Genomic DNA, 16,058 nt, shown 5'->3' with positions numbered 1-16,058 from the left:
TTATGAACCATTCCTTCCCGCCTTTTCCCGACGCCAGCGCCGAGGAGCAAGCCGAATATTGGCTGGCCCTGCGCGAATCGCCGTTCTACGACAGTGAGCAGGAGAAATTGTGGCAGGCCTGGCTGGCGGCCAGCCGAGAGAACCTGGAAGCCTGGCAACAAACACAGCTTTTTTTTCGGCGGATGGAGACCTTGCATCCGGCCCAAGTTCGCCGGATCGAACAATCAGTGCAAAAAGCCGGCAGAGCAGCTGCGGCCGGGCCGAGTCTATGGCGATGGCCCATTGCAGCCTGCCTGATGCTGGCATTATGTTTGGGCTGGGCGTTTAACGCCGGCTATTTTGCCGACTTCCGCACCGGCACCGGCGAGCAGCGCCGAATTCAGCTCAGCGACGGCTCGACGGTGATTCTGAATACCGCTTCGTCGCTGTCGGTGGATTTTTCCGAAAAACAGCGGGTAATTCGATTGCACGGCGGCGAGGCGTATTTCAAAGTGGCCGCCGATCCCGCAAGACCGTTCGAGGTCGTTGCCAGCGGCGGAAGAGTCCGCGCCTTGGGCACGGCATTTGACGTTAAACAGTGGCAAGGCGACCTGGCAGTCACTGTGTACGAGCACAGTGTGCGCGTTGCGTTTGCCGACGGCGCGACCATCGAGCGCCTGCCGGAGGGCCAGCGCGTCGCGTCGCGCGACGGTAAAAGCGGCACGCCGGAACAGGCCAATCTCAAGCAAGCCGCCGCCTGGCAGGAGCGGCGCCTGGTGTTTAAGGAAAAGCCGCTGCAACAAGTCATCGACGATCTAAACCGCTACCGCCCGGGAAAAATCGTCATCGCCGATCCCGACTTGGCCGCGCACGGGGTGACCGGCGTATTCGATGCCAACGCCCCGGAAGCGGCGTTGGCTGTTATCGAGAACACCTTAGCGGTTAGCGAAACCCGCCTGACCGACGCATTGATCGTTCTGCACCGCCATTAATTTTTCGCCCTTTCCAACAAATTCGCCATTCCCGCCTACACGGGAATTCGGACTATTGACCGGGTGAATTTCATAACTTTTACGGAGCGGCGTGGCGCATGAGCCTAAGGCCCATCCGGTCGATGAGGACATTCCGCTGAGTCCTCGGCCAAAAATATTTTCTCAGCCAGGTTATAAAACCCACCCCTCCCTTCGTCTTTGCTTTGGAACCCCTGCGGATACGCCGACGGAACACCTTCCTTCGCCAACCGCCGTCACCACAATCACAAGCCAGGATGCCCAATGAGTCAACGCACACTACCGCCCTTTAACCCGTTCTGTTTAACCGTTTTTGCCGTAGCAATGAGCGCCAGCCCGTGGTGCGCGGCGGAAAGCGCTATCGATTTCGCCATTCCGGCCGCTCCGTTGGCGGACGCCCTACTGCAATTTTCCGAAACCAGCGGCACCAAGGTGTTTTTCAGTTCACAACTGGCAGGCAAGCTGCGCGGCAACGCCGTGCAAGGCCGCTTTACACCGCAGCAGGCGCTGGACAAACTGTTGAGCGGCAGCGGTCTGACAACACAAACCGCGGCCGATGGCACCGTGACGCTGGAAAAGTCGGCAAAACCCACCGAACCCCAGTCGGCGGCCGGTACGACAACTTTGCCGAGCGTAACCGTGCTGGGCAAAACCCTATCGGACCCTAACGATCCCTATAACTCGGACTATCGCCCACCCAACGCCAGCGCCGCGACGAAAACCGATACGCCGATTATGGACACCCCGGTATCGATTCAGGTAGTGCCCAGGGCGGTGATGAACGATCAAAAAACCACGACCATTAAAGATGCGCTCGAAAACGTCAGCAGCATACGTCCGCAATCGTCCTTGGGCCTGAGTAATGCCTACATCGTCCGTGGCTTTAGGAACGGCCGGGTTTATCGCAATGGTCTGGTCGCCAACGGCCTGGGTATTGGCGAGGGGGCTCAATTCGATTCGGCGAATTTGGAACGTGTCGAAGTGTTGAAAGGCCCTGCGGCGGTTTTGTTTGGCCGTATCGAGCCTGGCGGCTTAATTAACCTGGTGACCAAAAAACCTCGCGACGAGGCCTATTACTCGGTGGAGCAGCGTTTCGGCGCGTACGATTTTTATAGAACCGAATGGGATGCCACCGGACCGCTGACCGGCGATAAGTCTTTGAGCTATCGTTTTTCCGGTGCTTATCAAAACAATAAATCGTTTCGGGATTTTAATTTCAATGATCGGGTGCTGGTCAATCCGTCAGTAACTTGGCGGCCCAGCGATGCGACGGAAATGTCTCTGGAGCTGGAAGCCTTGCATGAGGATTACCAGGTTGATAGAGGCTTGTTCGCTATCGGCAATCGCCCGGCGCCGATTCCGGTTAGCCGGTCCTTTATCGACCCTAACGATCCGGTCGACACTAACTCGAAGGTAAACCTTGGCTTCAATCTAAGCCATGCTTTCAACGATAAATGGACCTTGCGCAATCGCTTCCTGGCTTCGTTTATTTACGATAAAAATACCTCGGTCAAACCCGCCAATGGCTTTACCGTCGAACAGTTTTTCGATCCGAGCACGGGTAATCGCCGCTATGCACGGAATATATTTTCCCAAACTTCCGACAACGAAACCTATACGACCAATCTGGATTTGACCGGAAAATTCAAATTACTGGGCGTAAATCATCAAACCCTGATTGGCGTCGATTACTTGCGCGCAGTCGGCCGCTATGAATTCTACGGCAACTACCAGGACCCTGTGCCGGGTTTGGATATCGATATTTATAATCCCCAATACGGTATCGATCCGAGCTATTACGCCAACGCGCTGGCAACGCCTTCCGACGACGGCGCCAACCATTACCTGTTCCGGGACGACTGGTACGGCGCGTATTTTCAGGATCACATTACCCTGTGGGATAAAGTGCATATCCTGGGCGGTGGCCGCTACGATTGGGCGAGAACCGGCTTGGGCATAGGTAATTCGGCTAGCGCCGCCGATGCCGCTTTACCTTCGCGCCGGGATGAAGGCTTTAGCCCTCGAGTGGGGGTTCTCTATCAGCCGTGGGCCTGGGCCAGTATCTACGGCAACTGGACCACTTCATTCGGCGCCAACAACGGCATAACCGCCAGCGGTGCGACGATCAATCCGGAAATCGGCGAGCAATACGAAGCCGGGGTTAAAACCGAGTTTTTCGACCAGCGCTTGTCCACGACCTTGGCGTACTACCATTTAACCAAGGAAAATTTAATGACCCGCGATTTCAATAGCCCGGATCCTTTCGCCAGCGCGGCTATCGGCAAAGCCCGCAGTCAAGGTATCGAGCTGGATATGGCCGGTCGGCTGACCGACGAGATCAGCATCATCGGCAACTATGCCTTTACCGATGCCCGTATCACCAAAGACTTTTCCGGGCTGCAGGGCAACCGTCTGAACAATGTGCCGGAGCATTCCGGCAGTTTATGGCTCAAATACGATATTCATCACTACGAACCGTTGAACGGTTTGAGTTTTGGCTTGGGCATGTTTGCCGCCGGACAACGGCAAGGCGATAACGACAACACGTTTGCGTTACCCGGCTACGCCCGCTTGGATGCCTTTGCCAGCTATACCTATCAACTCGGCAAATCCCGGCTGATCACCCAATTTAATATCCGCAATCTGCTGGATAAAACCTATTACGAATCCACCGATCCTTTCCAAAATGCTCCGCCGCGTGTCGGTATTTACCCTGGCGCGCCACTCACCGCGATGGGAACGGTGCGGCTGGAGTTTTAGCCGGATAAGCGGGTGAGCAAACATCGAACAGCCATATGCCAGACCGAGATATACGCGGCAAAAACCCTCTATCCTGTATGCGTCGGATAACGACCAACACCGAGACAAATCAAAGCCATTTGATCGATCAAGCCTCGCCATCAAGCCTGACGCTAACTAAGCTTAAAAGGCGTCGAAAACGCTGGCTGGGCGTGCATCTTTACTTGGGTTTGAGTCTGGGATTGCTACTGTCAATCTACGGTGTCACGGGGAGTATCCTGGTATTTCAAACTGAAATTGCCGAGTGGCTGCAAGCTGATGTGTTGGTGGTGAAAATGCCGTCTCAGGCAGCCTATCGGCCATTGTCCGAGATTTTTGCGGCGGGCCGGGATGCGATGCCGACGCGGGCCAAGCCTGTTTTTGCGACTTACCCGCGCAATGAGTTCGCGGCATTTAAACTCTACTTTTCGGTTGATACGCCCGCTGGAACGGAGCGTTGGCTGGTGGCGGTTAATCCTTACACCGCTCAGGTCACCGGCAAACAACTGCAAGGCAGATCGGCAGACTGGTTGCCGGCCACGTTTATCGGCCTGATTTTCGAATTGCATTACGCCCTATTGATTCCGGCCGAGGATGTTAGTGCGCTGGTGGTTGGTGTCTCCAGTGCGTTGTTGATCATTTCCAGTTTAACCGGCCTGATCGTCTGGTGGCCGCTGACCGGGCATTGGCGCAACGCATTAACCTTTAAGGCCAACGCCGGCAAGGTGCGCTTCAATTACGATCTGCACAAGATCAGCGGCTTTTACACCGCGTTGGTGATGGTTCCGGTGCTGTTCTCCGGCGTGTACATGGTGCTGCCGCAAAACGTGGTACCGGTGCTGGAGCTCTTCTCACCGGTGACTTATCGTTATTGGTTTCAATCTACGCCGCCTGCCGATAATGCGCCGGCCATCGGCATGGATAGCGCTGTGGCTATTGCGTTGAAACAATACCCGCAAGGCCGGCCGCACTGGATTTACGGCGCGGCGGAGCCGACTCAAACCTACACGGTATGCCAGGACGGCGTCGACGCACCGGGGAGTATCCTGCAGCGCCGCTGCACGGTGATTGACCGCTACAGCGGCAAGATTCTGGACTTGGACGATCCGAGCCTGCCAACCGCGACTGCCGGCGAAGTCTTCACCCACTGGCAATGGCCTTTGCACTCCGGCCAAGCCTTTGGCATGAGCGGACGGATTTTGGTGTTCATCACCGGCCTGGCCTGCCCGGTATTGTTCGTCACTGGCGTGATCCGCTGGCGGCAAAAGCGTAGAGCCGGCCAAAATAGCCGCAAAGATTCTAGTGTGTGATATGCCGCGACTTTTCAAAAACTGCGGCATATCACACAGCATCCAATCAGTTGGTAAAACCCAGCACCGACACAAGATAACGCGGCGGTCGGCGCAAACCGCTACGTCAGGTGAATTTCAGCGTCATGGCGTGAACATTGCTGGTTTCGCGCCAGCCGTTCCACCGCAAACAATCGCCAATGCCCAAAGACCTTTCCGGATTTCTGCACACGCTGTTTCTGCAACACGCGCACGAAATCGGCAGCTTTTTACGCGGCCGTTGGCCGCGAGAGCCCGATGTAAGCGACATTGTGCAAGAAACTTTTCTGCGCTTATCGCAATATTCCGAGCCGCAAACCATTCAAAACCCCAGGGCGTTTTTATTTCAGACCGCCGCCAATCTAACGGTTGATCGCCATCGCCGCCGCGAAACGCGCGCACGCTTCGATGAAGCCGACGCAGACATCGAGCATGTTGCCGACCAGCGCCTTTCGCCGGAGCATTATTGGCAAACTCATCAGCAATTGGAAAAATTCTCCAGCTGGCTGGACGAATTGCCGGAATTGCGCCGCCATGCCTTTGTGTTATACCGCATAGAAGGCTGTTCACATGCCGAAATTGCCCGGCGCCTGGGCATTTCGGTACGTTGCTCGGAACGTTATGTGATGCTGGCGATGCAACATATCAGCGCCAAACTCAGCGCTGAACCGGAGCATACTTGGCGGTAATTGCCGTCTGGCCCGTCTATGACAAAGTCCGGTAAACTGTTCCTTTGATAAACACACTTCAGTCACTCAGCGTGTCAGACAGCGAATCTACCAGCCAAACCCTGCGCGACCAAGCGATAGCCTGGCTGCTACGCTTGCGCGATGCGCCGGAAGACGCAGCAAGCCAACGTGAATTTGCAGACTGGCTGGCCGCTGACCCCGCTCACCAAGCGGCCTATCGGCAGGTGCAAGCGCAATGGGCCTGGCTGGAGCCTTTCAAGCAGCACAGCTTTCCGGCGCGCGACGCAGCCTTGCGTTATCGGCCAGCTACGCGTCCGTCTGTCAGGCGAAAATGGCTGGCTTACGCTGCGGCGGCGACCGTGTTGTTGACGCTCGGTTTGACGATATTTTCCCCGCAAGGCTGGTACGGCCTGCCGCACAGCTACAGCACCGGCAAAGGCCAACGGCAGGTCTTAGCCTTGTCGGATGGCACCGAGCTGGAATTGAATACCGACACGGAAGTACGAGTCCATTTCAACCATGCACAGCGCCAAGTGGACATGATTCGCGGCGAAGCCTTCTTTAAGGTGGCTCACGATGCCGAAAGGCCGTTTCGTGTGCAGGCGGGCAATCTCAGCGTGCGCGACATAGGCACGGCTTTTAATGTGTATAAACAAGCTGATCGGGTTAGCGTGGCAGTACAAGAAGGCATGGTGGAAATGCTCAGCCCGAGCGACCGCCGCGAATTACAGGCCGGGCAGCAATTAGCTTACAGCGATGATCAGCGTTTCGCTGCGGCCACATCCAACAATATTGCTAGCGCAACGGCCTGGCGCCAAGGACTGCTGATTTTTAACGGCCGGCGACTGGCTGAAGTGCTGGCCGAGATAGGCCGTTATCACGAGGTAAACATCCGCCTGCCCGATCCGACATTGGCGGAATTGCGCGTTAACGGCAGCTTCCGCACCGAGCAACTGGACAGTCTGTTAAATGCGGTCGCCACACTATTGCCGATCAGTGTCAAACGAGTCGGCGAGCGCGAAATTGTTCTGGAAGCGGTTTCGGGCAAGCATTAATGCTTTCTTCGCTTCACAAGGCGCAATAAATTACCTGCTTATTTAACCTAATACCGTTCGCCTTAATGCCCTTGAGGTTACTGTAGAAGGGCGCGCCAGCCGGCTTCGTCGAACTCAGACTTTATGCCCCTGAGGGTGCGAACGTAGTCCCCGCGATAAATAGGGCCAGGCTATTAGCTGAAGCCGCTTACTACTAGAGATAAATTAATTTATGCTGGTTGGCGGCTTTTTTCAGCCGCCGCGTCTATGCCCATGAACCCTAAAAAATTGGAGACATGGACTATGACATTCGCAATCAAACGCCTCGCCGCTGCCGTCGCCCTGGTCTCGGCGCAAGCCTACGCCGAGGATGGCAAACACTATTTCGATATTCCGGCCCAGCCCCTGGCGGCAGCCCTGCAACAACTCTCAGCGCAATCCGGTGCCGCGATGTTGTATGCGGAGCAATCCACTACCGGTAAAACCAGTTCAGCGCTGCAAGGTGAATACACCACCGAGGAAGCCCTTCGTAAGCTGTTAAAGGGCAGCGGCCTTACGCAAAGCATCAACTCGGACGGCACGGTGACACTCAAGCCGGCTTCCGGGGCCGGAGACGCCACGATGATGGGCGCGGTGACCGTAGTCGGCAAAGCGGCCTATGATGCTACGGCCCCCTATAATCCCGACTACAGGCTGCCCAACGCCACGACAGCGACGAAAACCGATACGCCAATTATGGAAACGCCTATTTCCATACAAGTCATTCCCAAAGCGGTGCTGGCGGACAAGCAGTCCACGAACTTGCCCGACGCGGTCAACGGCCATGTCAGCGGCGTGTTGGGGCGCACCGGCGGCGGCTATCTGTACGACAACTTTGTCATCCGCGGTTTGGCTGGCTCGGGTTTCGGCGATGCTTACCGCAACGGCTTATACAACCGCCAGGATATTTACGACATCGCTAATATCGAGCAGATCGAAATTCTCAAGGGCCCGGCGGCGGTACTGTATGGCCGTATCGAGCCCGGCGGCCTGGTGAACTACGTGACCAAGAAACCGCGCGACACGCCGTACTATTCGCTGCAGCAACAGTTCGGTTCTTACGACCAATACCGCACCTTGATCGATGCGACCGGGCCGCTGGACGACGATAAGACGCTACTGTATCGGCTGAATGGCTCTTACACGGATAATCAATCGTTCAGAGAATTTGTCGGCAACGAGCGGTTTTTTGTCGCCCCATCGCTTACTTGGCGACCCAACGAAAAGTTCGAGAGCAACCTGCAATTGGAATACAAGCGCGACCGCATGAACGCCGACTACGGCATTCCCGCTGTGAATGGGCGTCCCGCACCGATACCGATCACCCGCACGCTGAAAGACGGCCCGCAGCGACAATTGATGGAAAGTACCCTGGTCGGCTTCGACTGGACTTACCATTTCAACGACGATTGGAAAATCACCCAACGCTATTTGTTTAAGGATTGGTCGCTGAGCGGTCCGACGTTTTACAATTATTTAGGCTTACAAAATGACCAGCGCATGTTGAATCGTATCGCCACCACCGGTGTGCAAGATGTGGTGACCCATTCCGGTAATATCGATTTGAACGGCAAGTTCGAACTGCTGGGCAGCCGGCACAATCTGTTAGTGGGTGTAGACGGCTTCCACGCCACAACAGATTCGCATGACGCCGATAACCCGGCACCTGCCATCGATATCTATAACCCGGTTTACGGACAAGTCGATTTTTCGGCATTGACGAACGAAAATGCGTTTTTCTATCGCAAGGAATCCTGGGTGGGCGCCTATGTGCAGGATCAGATTACTTTGTTCGACAAACTGCATGTATTGCTGGGCGGTCGCTACGATAGCGTCACGACAGGGGAGAATTTCTCGCCGGTTTCCTTGAATACCGCAAAAGCAGGCCGAGAAGCAAAGGAGGATAGCGCGTTCAGCCCGCGAGCCGGCGTGCTTTATCAAGTACAAGATTGGCTATCGGCTTACGGTAGTTATACCGAGTCTTTTAGTGCCAACAACGGCGTCGGCGCCAACGGCACAAGCTTTGACCCGCAAGAAGGTCAGCAATACGAAGTCGGGCTTAAGACGGAATCGCATGACAAGCGATTTTCTTCGACATTGGCCTTCTTTCATTTAACCAAAAGCAATTTACTGACCGACGATCCTAATCAGGCCGACCCAAATTTCCGGATACTCGCCGGTAAAATCAGAAGTAAAGGCATAGAACTGGACCTCGCTGGGCAAATCACCGACCAACTCCATCTTTTGGCGACCTATGCCTATACCCAGGTCAATTACCTCGAGGACTTCAGCGGTTTGCGAGGCAATCGCCTGGAGAATGTGCCCAGGCATCAGGGCAGCCTGTGGGGTACTTGGCAGTTTAATGAAGCCTTTAAGGCGGGCTTGGGCGTGGTGGCCGTTGGTAGCCGGCCAGGTGACTCCGATAATACTTTCATCCTGCCGGGTTACGCGCGGTTGGATGCGATGGCGGCTTACACCCATCGCATCGGCCAACACAGGCTGACGGCGCAGTTGAATATCAACAATCTTTTAGACAAAGAGTATTACGCCAATTCGGATGGCGGCAGCCGTGGTGCTATCCCCGGCTATCCCATCAATGTGATGGGTTCGTTGAAATACGAGTTCTAAGCAGTTGCTAAGGATAAGGATTTTCCCGTTCGTCCTGAGATTGGAAGGATGGACGGAAAACTCCGGGCATCCCCCAAATCCTCCATGCTTCGACTGAGCGCTCGGCAAGTGCTGCTGCGTTGCGCTCCCTCCGGCTTCCATGCAAGCCGAGCACCGATGGATTCTCAAAAACCCATCCGACCGATCACCAGCATTCAATATAGCAACAGGGCCAACGGGTCATGGTATCGATCCGGACGGACAAGGTGTTGGCGCGGTTATAGTTGAGGCGGTAACCGTTTGGCCTTGCCTAACTTTCAAGCCATGACGCAGGCATAGCCTTGCAAAATCCGTCCACCGTCTCATAACAGACCGCATTCTCACAGCGCTCAAGCCATCACCGCCAAATTGATTGCGTGTTTTGGCGCATTAGCATGCCATTTTGCGTGATTTGACCTATCCGGATCCGCCAGATTTCCCGCCAGCCAAGCCAGCCTATCCTCCTCATCACACAGACAGTCCATTGTTTTAAAAGCATTTAAAAGCGCACTAAACCTGCCCGGCAGCCTTCAATTGAGCAGATGGAATAATTTTTGCGGGTGCTTGCATTCGATCAACGTAGGCCGGAGCTGGCCAAACGGAGATTTGTAATTTGTCTGGCCGTTAACTTTTTAACATCGGGTCTCGTAGTGCCAAAATCCAAACCATCGCTGTTTGATCGGCTATTTCAGCGGCATAGCCATGAGCTCAGAACGTTTGCCGGCCTGCGTGGCGGCAATGAGTTTGCCGAGGATTTGGTACAGGAAGCTTATTTGCGGCTGATGCAACATCCCGAACCGGAATCAATCGACAATGCCAGGGCCTTTCTATATCGAACAATCGCCAATCTCAGCGTCGATCAACACCGCCGCCAAAACGTCCGCGACCGTTTTCATGCCGAAAACAACGACGATCAGGCATTGCATGACATACCGACTCCCGAGCCACTACCGGAAGATAGATTAGCCTCGGAACAGGAGTTGCATGCCTTAAATGGCATTTTGCAGGAATTACCGGAGGCAACACGCAACGTCTTCGTGCTTTACCGGCTGGAAGGATTGTCACACAAGGAAATTGGCCGGCGACTGGGCGTTTCCGAACGTAATTCCGTGCGGTTGCTCGGTATCGCCGCGCAACACGTTCTGCTGCGCTTCGCCTCGCTTGATGATTAAGCCCATGGCCGGCGCAGCGGTTTTTCTCACCGTCTCATTTGCCGGATTTTAAATGTTGGGCGGCTACGTGATAATGCTCGCCAAGCGCAACCTAATGTCCTCTGTTTAACATGCCCAACATCGAGACCTCAACCGTTCTGCAGCAACAAGCCATAGAGTGGATTCTGCGGTTGGATTCGGCTGCCTGCACACCCGCAGATCGCCAGGCCTTCGCAGAGTGGCTGGCGCAGGGCGAAGACCGGCGACGCATTTATCAGCAGTTGGCCAGCCGTTGGAACAAACTGGATAGCTATAAGGGCCGGGACTTTCCGGTGCGTCGGCAAGCGCTGAGCTACCGGGCACCCCAAAAAGTAATGCGCCGGCTTAGCGAGCTGGCATTAGCCGCTTCGCTGCTATTGGGCTTGGGCATTGCCACTTTTTCGGAATACGGCTGGTACGGCTACCCTAGCCACTATGTGACCGAGCGCGGCAGCCGCCAAACCGTACATCTGGCCGACGGCTCGCGTTTGGAACTAAGCGGCGATACCGAGCTGACACTGCGGGTCAACCGTTGGCGACGCTCGGTTGAACTGATCAAGGGCGAGGCGTTTTTCAGCGTGGCGCATAACCCGCAACAGCCGTTTGAGGTGCAGGCCGGCCATGGCAGTATCGTTGATATTGGCACCAAGTTCGACGTGCGCTTGCAAAACCAGCAGGTAGCTGTCGCGGTGCTGGAAGGCGCGGTAAAGATTGTAACGACCGGCAGCCGGGAAATCAGCGCCAATCAAGTACTCGCTTACGATCAGCGCGGCGACTTTCTGGAAAGCCAAGACAAACCGGCCACCATTACAGCTTGGCTGCGCGGCCAACTGGTGTTCGAAAACCGGCGGTTGGATGAAGTATTAAGCGAGCTGGAACGCTTTCACAATATCCGCCTGACCTTGGCCGACCCAAACCTAGCCAAACTAAAAGTCAGCGGCACCTTCCACATTGGCAATATTGATAGCGCGCTAAATGTGATCGCGATGACTCTGCCGGTCGATATTCAGCGGACTTCGCCGGGACAGGCGATATTGGCCGCACGCTGAGGCCGCCAAGACCGCACAGCGTTTATTCCCCTCCCATAATTTTTGGCGTCTTTTTCGGCTTGGTGCGTTTCATTCTGGAAACCCCAGCAAAAGGAGAAGATGGATGAAGTTTTTAACACAACCGCTATTGTTCGGCGCCTTGTTGGCCTCAGCCTGCGAAGTGCGGGCTACCGAAACCACCTACAGCTTTGACATCCCGGCCCAGGAATTGGCGGCGGCGTTGCCAAAACTGGCGGCGCAATCCGGCGTACAAATTTTTTACGCTCACGATAGCGTGGCCGGCCGCAATGGATCGGCGTTACGAGGCACAATGACACTAAACGAGGCTCTGAGCAGGCTGTTATCCGCCAGCGGCCTGAGTTTTGCGATTGCCGGCGACGGTTCGGTATCGATCAAGGCGGCGGGCAAGGACGCGACAATGTTACAACCGGTGAATGTTATCGGTCAGACGATTTACGACGCCACCGATCCCTACAATACCGATTACAACCGCCCCAACGCCACGACCGCCACCAAGACCGATACTCCGATCATGGAAACGCCGGTTTCCATACAGGTAATTCCCAAAGCCGTGTTGGCGGACAAACAATCGATGACACTGCCCGATGCGGTCAACGGCCATGTCAGCGGCGTACTCGGCCGAACCGGCGGCGGATTTCTGTACGACAACTTTATCATCCGCGGCTTGGCCGGCTCCGGCTTTGGCGATGCGTATCGAAACGGCCTGTTCAACCGCCAGGATATTTACGACATCGCCAATATTGAGCAGGTGGAGATTCTTAAGGGGCCGGCGGCGGTACTGTACGGCCGAATCGAACCAGGCGGCTTAGTGAATTATGTGACCAAAAAACCGCTGGATACTGCTTACTATTCTCTGCAACAACAGTTCGGCTCTTACGACCAATACCGCACCTTGATCGATGCCACCGGGCCGCTGGACGACAACAAGACGCTGCTCTATCGATTCAATGGCTCTTACACGGATAATCAGTCGTTCAGGGATTTTGTCGGCAACGAACGAGTGTTTGTGGCGCCGGTCGTTACCTGGCGGCCGAATGAAAAGTTCGAAACTAATCTCGAGCTGGAGTACAAGCATGACAACTTTAACGCGGATTTCGGCATTCCCGCGATTGGCAACCGCCCGGCAGCCATTCCCTTCGACCGCAGTCTAAAAGATGGCTTTCAGCGCCAAACCGTGGAAAGTACCCTGGTGGGTTACGACTGGACTTACCGCTTTAACGACGATTGGAAAATTACTCAGCGTTATCTGTTTAAGGATTGGTCGCTAAGCGGTCCGGCCATTTTCAACGGTGGCTTACAGGCTAACAACCGCATTCTGAATCGTTCCGCCTCCGTGGGCGTACAAGATGTAAGAACACATTCCGGTAATATTGATTTGAACGGTAAATTCGAACTGCTGGGCAGCAAGCACAATCTGTTGGTTGGCGTCGATGGCTTTCACGCCACGACCGAGGCGCCATCGGCAAATGGCTCGGCTGCGTCTATCGACATATATAATCCGGTTTATGGGCAAGTAAATTTTGCCGCCTTATCGACCTACAACAGATTCTTTTATCGCGAAGAATCGTGGGTGGGCGCATACGTCCAGGACCAGATAACGTTATTTGATAAGTTGCACATTATGTTGGGCGGTCGTTACGACAACGTCACCACGGGTGCCATTGCCTCGACTGCGTCCCTGGATGCGGCCAAAGCCGGACGGATAGAGCGGGAAGACAACGCATTTAGCCCGAGAGCCGGTATTCTTTACCAAGTCCAGGATTGGCTGTCGATTTACGGCAGTTACACTAAATCTTTCAGCGGCAACAATGGCGTGAGCGTTGGCGGCACCAGTTTTGCGCCGCAGATAGGTAAGCAATATGAAATCGGCCTGAAGACTGAGTCGCATGACAAGCGCTTTTCATCGACCCTGGCGTTTTTTCATTTAACCAAGAGCAATCTGCTAACCGACGACCCTAACGAAGCCAATCCCGACTACCAGATTCTGGCCGGAAAAATCCGCAGTAAAGGTATTGAATTGGATCTGGCCGGGCAAATTACCGAGCAACTGCATTTATTGGGGACGTATGCCTATACCCAGGTCAACTATGTGCAAAGCTTCAGCGGGCTGAGGGGCAACCGGTTGGAGAATGTACCCGAGCACCAGGGCAGCCTGTGGGGCACCTGGCAGTTTACCGATACCTTTAAAGCGGGCTTAGGTGCTGTAGCCGTTGGTAGCCGGCCATGCGACACCGCCAATACCTGCTCATTGCCCGGCTACGCTCGCGTGGATGCGATGGCGGCGTATAGCCCTCGCATTGGTCAACACAAGCTTACTTTGCAACTGAACATCAATAATGTTTTGGACAAGGATTACTACGCAAATACGTCGGGCGGACGCAACACCAGCATTCCCGGCTCACCCATCAGCGTATTGGGTTCCTTGAAATACGAGTTCTAAAAGCGGATTTTCCCGTTCGTGTTGAGATTCTAAGGATGAATGGGAAATCCGGGCATCGACCGCCCCAAACCGCTCGGGCTGAGGGCCGGGTTAGCAATAGGCGACAAATGGGGCGATTTGTTGAGCAGGGCAGGCAACACTTCGTTGATGATCACCGGCGACATGGAAAAAACATCGTCGCCAGCCGTTTTTCTGCAACTCAGGCATACTACTGGATAAACATCATTGCCCATCCGCACTTTGCCCTCGACCACTAAAGCGGGCCATTTTTGCGCAATGCGGCACTCTTATTCAAAAAACCAAGCGCATGGGCAGCATCTGAGACGCGCTGAAGCCCTGTCTTTGGTAAAAGCGCTGAGCATGCAGATTATCGGCGTCGGTCAACAAGCTGAGCCGGCGACAGCCATTTTGCCGGGCAAACGCCACCGCGTGTTCCAACAACCGGCTACCAACGCCTAGGCCGCGAACCTCGCTTGGCACGACCATATCTTCCAGCCAGGCCACCCGTTCGCCCAGCGCGGTGGAAACTGTGTAAAGCAGATTAACCATACCGACAACTTGGCTGTCATGCCGCGCCACCAGGATATGACCGACATTTGGGTCGGCGATGATGCGCGTCAAGCCCCGATGCTGAGCGGCATAATCAGGCTGAAACTCTGCTTCTTGAGTAAATAGTTCGCTTAGCAGATGGCAAAGCGCCGGGATGTCGGCAACGCCGGCCAGGCTTATTTCCACTTCCATCTCCCGTATCCGACCGAGGGTTTAAAGCGCACTGTTCGGCACATTGGTAAAGAGTTGTTTCCGCATAGCTCAAACCACTTGGCAACTTAATCCTTAACGGCTTCAACCTGGATGAGCACCTTGACTTCATCGCCCACTGCCGGCACATATTTATCGATACCAAACTCCGAGCGTTTTATCGTGCCCACCGCATCGGCGCCACAGGTGTACTTTAATCTGATGACATTCATCCCGCAGTAAAAGTGCTCGACGTCCAAATGCACGGGCTTGCTGATGCCGTGTAAGGTCAAAATGCCATCGGCACCGACCAGTTTTTCGCCTTGAAAACTGAGCGTGTCAGATTTAAAGGTCATCAGCGGATATTGACCGCTATCGAAAAACTCCTTGCCGCGCAAATGCTCTTCCAACTCCTTCAAACCGGTACTAATAGACGCGGTGTTGACGCTGATATCGATGCTGCCTTTACCCGCTGCGGTATCCAGCGTCACTTTGCCACTGGTTTCGTTAAAACGGCCGCGTTGCGTGGAAAAACCCAAATGGCTGATTTCAAAGCTGGGGAAGGTGTGATGGCTATCGATGGTATAACTATCGGCGGCCAACACGCTAAAACTCAACAGGCTGGCAGCGGTTATGGAGCAAAGTTTTCGAATCATGACTATCTCCTTTGTGGGTTAAAAAGCGAGCGACACTGCATTATTGCAGAGACTTTGTGATAATAGATCAGCTTAACTCTATCACTCTGGCCATTTGCCGCTCTCATGCAACGAATCTATTACTATTACGCGGCCTTGGTGGGCTTCTTCGGCCTGTTTTTGTTAATGATGGCTTGGCATACGTTATTGTCACCATCGAACAAGTTGCCAACAGCATTAATGTTGTTAATCTCGGTCGGACCGCTATTGCTGCCGTTTAAAGGCTTATTAAACCGCAACCTGAAAAGCTGCACCTGGATGTGTTATTTGAGCCTACCGTATTTCGCGCATGGCGCCGCTGAAGCCTATGTCAATCAAATCGAACGACCGTATGCGCTACTGGAAGTGCTATTCAGCCTGCTGCTGTGCTTCGGCGCCGGCCTGTATGTCTACAAAGCGGAAAAAGCCTGAGCACCAGCGGC

Annotated in this window: 12 protein-coding genes; 10 read left to right on the top strand and 2 right to left on the bottom strand. The window is 54.6% G+C overall.

Translation table 11 applies throughout. From position 1 onward, the window contains the following. The first annotated feature begins 2 nt into the window (after nucleotides 1-2). The 9 genes from EBB_RS04345 to EBB_RS04305 all read left to right on the top strand — a co-directional run bounded on the left by EBB_RS04345 (nucleotide 3) and on the right by EBB_RS04305 (nucleotide 14,203). Nucleotides 3-971, top strand: a complete 969-nt coding sequence (locus EBB_RS04345) for a FecR family protein (protein ID WP_192392631.1) — start codon at nucleotides 3-5, stop codon at nucleotides 969-971. A 282-nt stretch (nucleotides 972-1,253) separates the two neighbouring features. Next, complete coding sequence (locus EBB_RS04340; RefSeq protein WP_192392630.1) at nucleotides 1,254-3,749, top strand: TonB-dependent siderophore receptor; 2,496 nt, start codon at nucleotides 1,254-1,256, stop codon at nucleotides 3,747-3,749. Nucleotides 3,750-3,784: 35 nt separating this feature from the next. Next, nucleotides 3,785-5,077 (top strand): PepSY-associated TM helix domain-containing protein, encoded by a 1,293-nt coding sequence (locus EBB_RS04335; RefSeq protein ID WP_225587233.1) that lies wholly within the window; start codon nucleotides 3,785-3,787, stop codon nucleotides 5,075-5,077. A 179-nt stretch (nucleotides 5,078-5,256) separates the two neighbouring features. Then, nucleotides 5,257-5,784 carry an RNA polymerase sigma factor gene (locus tag EBB_RS04330; RefSeq protein ID WP_192392629.1) on the top strand — a complete coding sequence of 176 codons (528 nt, stop codon included), beginning with the start codon at nucleotides 5,257-5,259 and terminating at the stop codon, nucleotides 5,782-5,784. Nucleotides 5,785-5,855: 71 nt separating this feature from the next. After that, complete coding sequence (locus EBB_RS04325) at nucleotides 5,856-6,839, top strand: FecR family protein (RefSeq protein ID WP_229427532.1); 984 nt, start codon at nucleotides 5,856-5,858, stop codon at nucleotides 6,837-6,839. Between the two features lie 282 nt (nucleotides 6,840-7,121). Then, nucleotides 7,122-9,485 (top strand): TonB-dependent siderophore receptor, encoded by a 2,364-nt coding sequence (locus EBB_RS04320; RefSeq protein ID WP_192392627.1) that lies wholly within the window; start codon nucleotides 7,122-7,124, stop codon nucleotides 9,483-9,485. Between the two features lie 668 nt (nucleotides 9,486-10,153). After that, nucleotides 10,154-10,675 carry an RNA polymerase sigma factor gene (locus EBB_RS04315; RefSeq protein WP_229427531.1) on the top strand — a complete coding sequence of 174 codons (522 nt, stop codon included), beginning with the start codon at nucleotides 10,154-10,156 and terminating at the stop codon, nucleotides 10,673-10,675. Between the two features lie 110 nt (nucleotides 10,676-10,785). Beyond that, the gene (locus tag EBB_RS04310) at nucleotides 10,786-11,742 is read left to right on the top strand and encodes a FecR family protein (protein ID WP_192392626.1); all 957 of its coding nucleotides are present in this window, start codon (nucleotides 10,786-10,788) and stop codon (nucleotides 11,740-11,742) included. Between the two features lie 103 nt (nucleotides 11,743-11,845). Then, nucleotides 11,846-14,203, top strand: coding sequence for a TonB-dependent siderophore receptor (locus EBB_RS04305; RefSeq protein WP_192392625.1), 2,358 nt, complete (start codon nucleotides 11,846-11,848; stop codon nucleotides 14,201-14,203). Between the two features lie 291 nt (nucleotides 14,204-14,494). Here EBB_RS04305 and EBB_RS04300 read toward each other — a convergent pair whose 3' ends face one another. Both EBB_RS04300 and EBB_RS04295 read right to left on the bottom strand, forming a co-directional pair. Continuing rightward, nucleotides 14,495-14,944: a GNAT family N-acetyltransferase gene (locus EBB_RS04300; protein WP_225587232.1), complete on the bottom strand. Its 450-nt coding sequence runs from the start codon at nucleotides 14,942-14,944 to the stop codon at nucleotides 14,495-14,497. An 86-nt stretch (nucleotides 14,945-15,030) separates the two neighbouring features. Beyond that, nucleotides 15,031-15,597, bottom strand: a complete 567-nt coding sequence (locus tag EBB_RS04295) for a YceI family protein (protein WP_192392624.1) — start codon at nucleotides 15,595-15,597, stop codon at nucleotides 15,031-15,033. 105 nt (nucleotides 15,598-15,702) lie between these two features. Here EBB_RS04295 and EBB_RS04290 point away from each other — a divergent pair, with 105 nt between their 5' ends. Continuing rightward, nucleotides 15,703-16,047: a DUF2069 domain-containing protein gene (locus tag EBB_RS04290; protein WP_192392623.1), complete on the top strand. Its 345-nt coding sequence runs from the start codon at nucleotides 15,703-15,705 to the stop codon at nucleotides 16,045-16,047. The last annotated feature ends 11 nt before the right edge of the window (nucleotides 16,048-16,058 follow it).

Origin of the sequence: Methylomonas fluvii (genome assembly GCF_014850975.1) — a bacterium.
In the GTDB taxonomy this organism is placed as follows: Bacteria; Pseudomonadota; Gammaproteobacteria; order Methylococcales; family Methylomonadaceae; genus Methylomonas; species Methylomonas fluvii.
This window is presented reverse-complemented; position numbering and strand designations above follow the sequence as displayed.

Coding starts and splice junctions, on each gene's coding strand:
- EBB_RS04345 (WP_192392631.1), top strand. CDS start 3: ATGAACCATTCCTTCCCGCCTTTTCCCGACGCCAGCGCCGAGGAGCAA.
- EBB_RS04340 (WP_192392630.1), top strand. CDS start 1,254: ATGAGTCAACGCACACTACCGCCCTTTAACCCGTTCTGTTTAACCGTT.
- EBB_RS04335 (WP_225587233.1), top strand. CDS start 3,785: ATGCCAGACCGAGATATACGCGGCAAAAACCCTCTATCCTGTATGCGT.
- EBB_RS04330 (WP_192392629.1), top strand. CDS start 5,257: ATGCCCAAAGACCTTTCCGGATTTCTGCACACGCTGTTTCTGCAACAC.
- EBB_RS04320 (WP_192392627.1), top strand. CDS start 7,122: ATGACATTCGCAATCAAACGCCTCGCCGCTGCCGTCGCCCTGGTCTCG.
- EBB_RS04310 (WP_192392626.1), top strand. CDS start 10,786: ATGCCCAACATCGAGACCTCAACCGTTCTGCAGCAACAAGCCATAGAG.
- EBB_RS04305 (WP_192392625.1), top strand. CDS start 11,846: ATGAAGTTTTTAACACAACCGCTATTGTTCGGCGCCTTGTTGGCCTCA.
- EBB_RS04300 (WP_225587232.1), bottom strand. CDS start 14,944: ATGGAAGTGGAAATAAGCCTGGCCGGCGTTGCCGACATCCCGGCGCTT.
- EBB_RS04295 (WP_192392624.1), bottom strand. CDS start 15,597: ATGATTCGAAAACTTTGCTCCATAACCGCTGCCAGCCTGTTGAGTTTT.
- EBB_RS04290 (WP_192392623.1), top strand. CDS start 15,703: ATGCAACGAATCTATTACTATTACGCGGCCTTGGTGGGCTTCTTCGGC.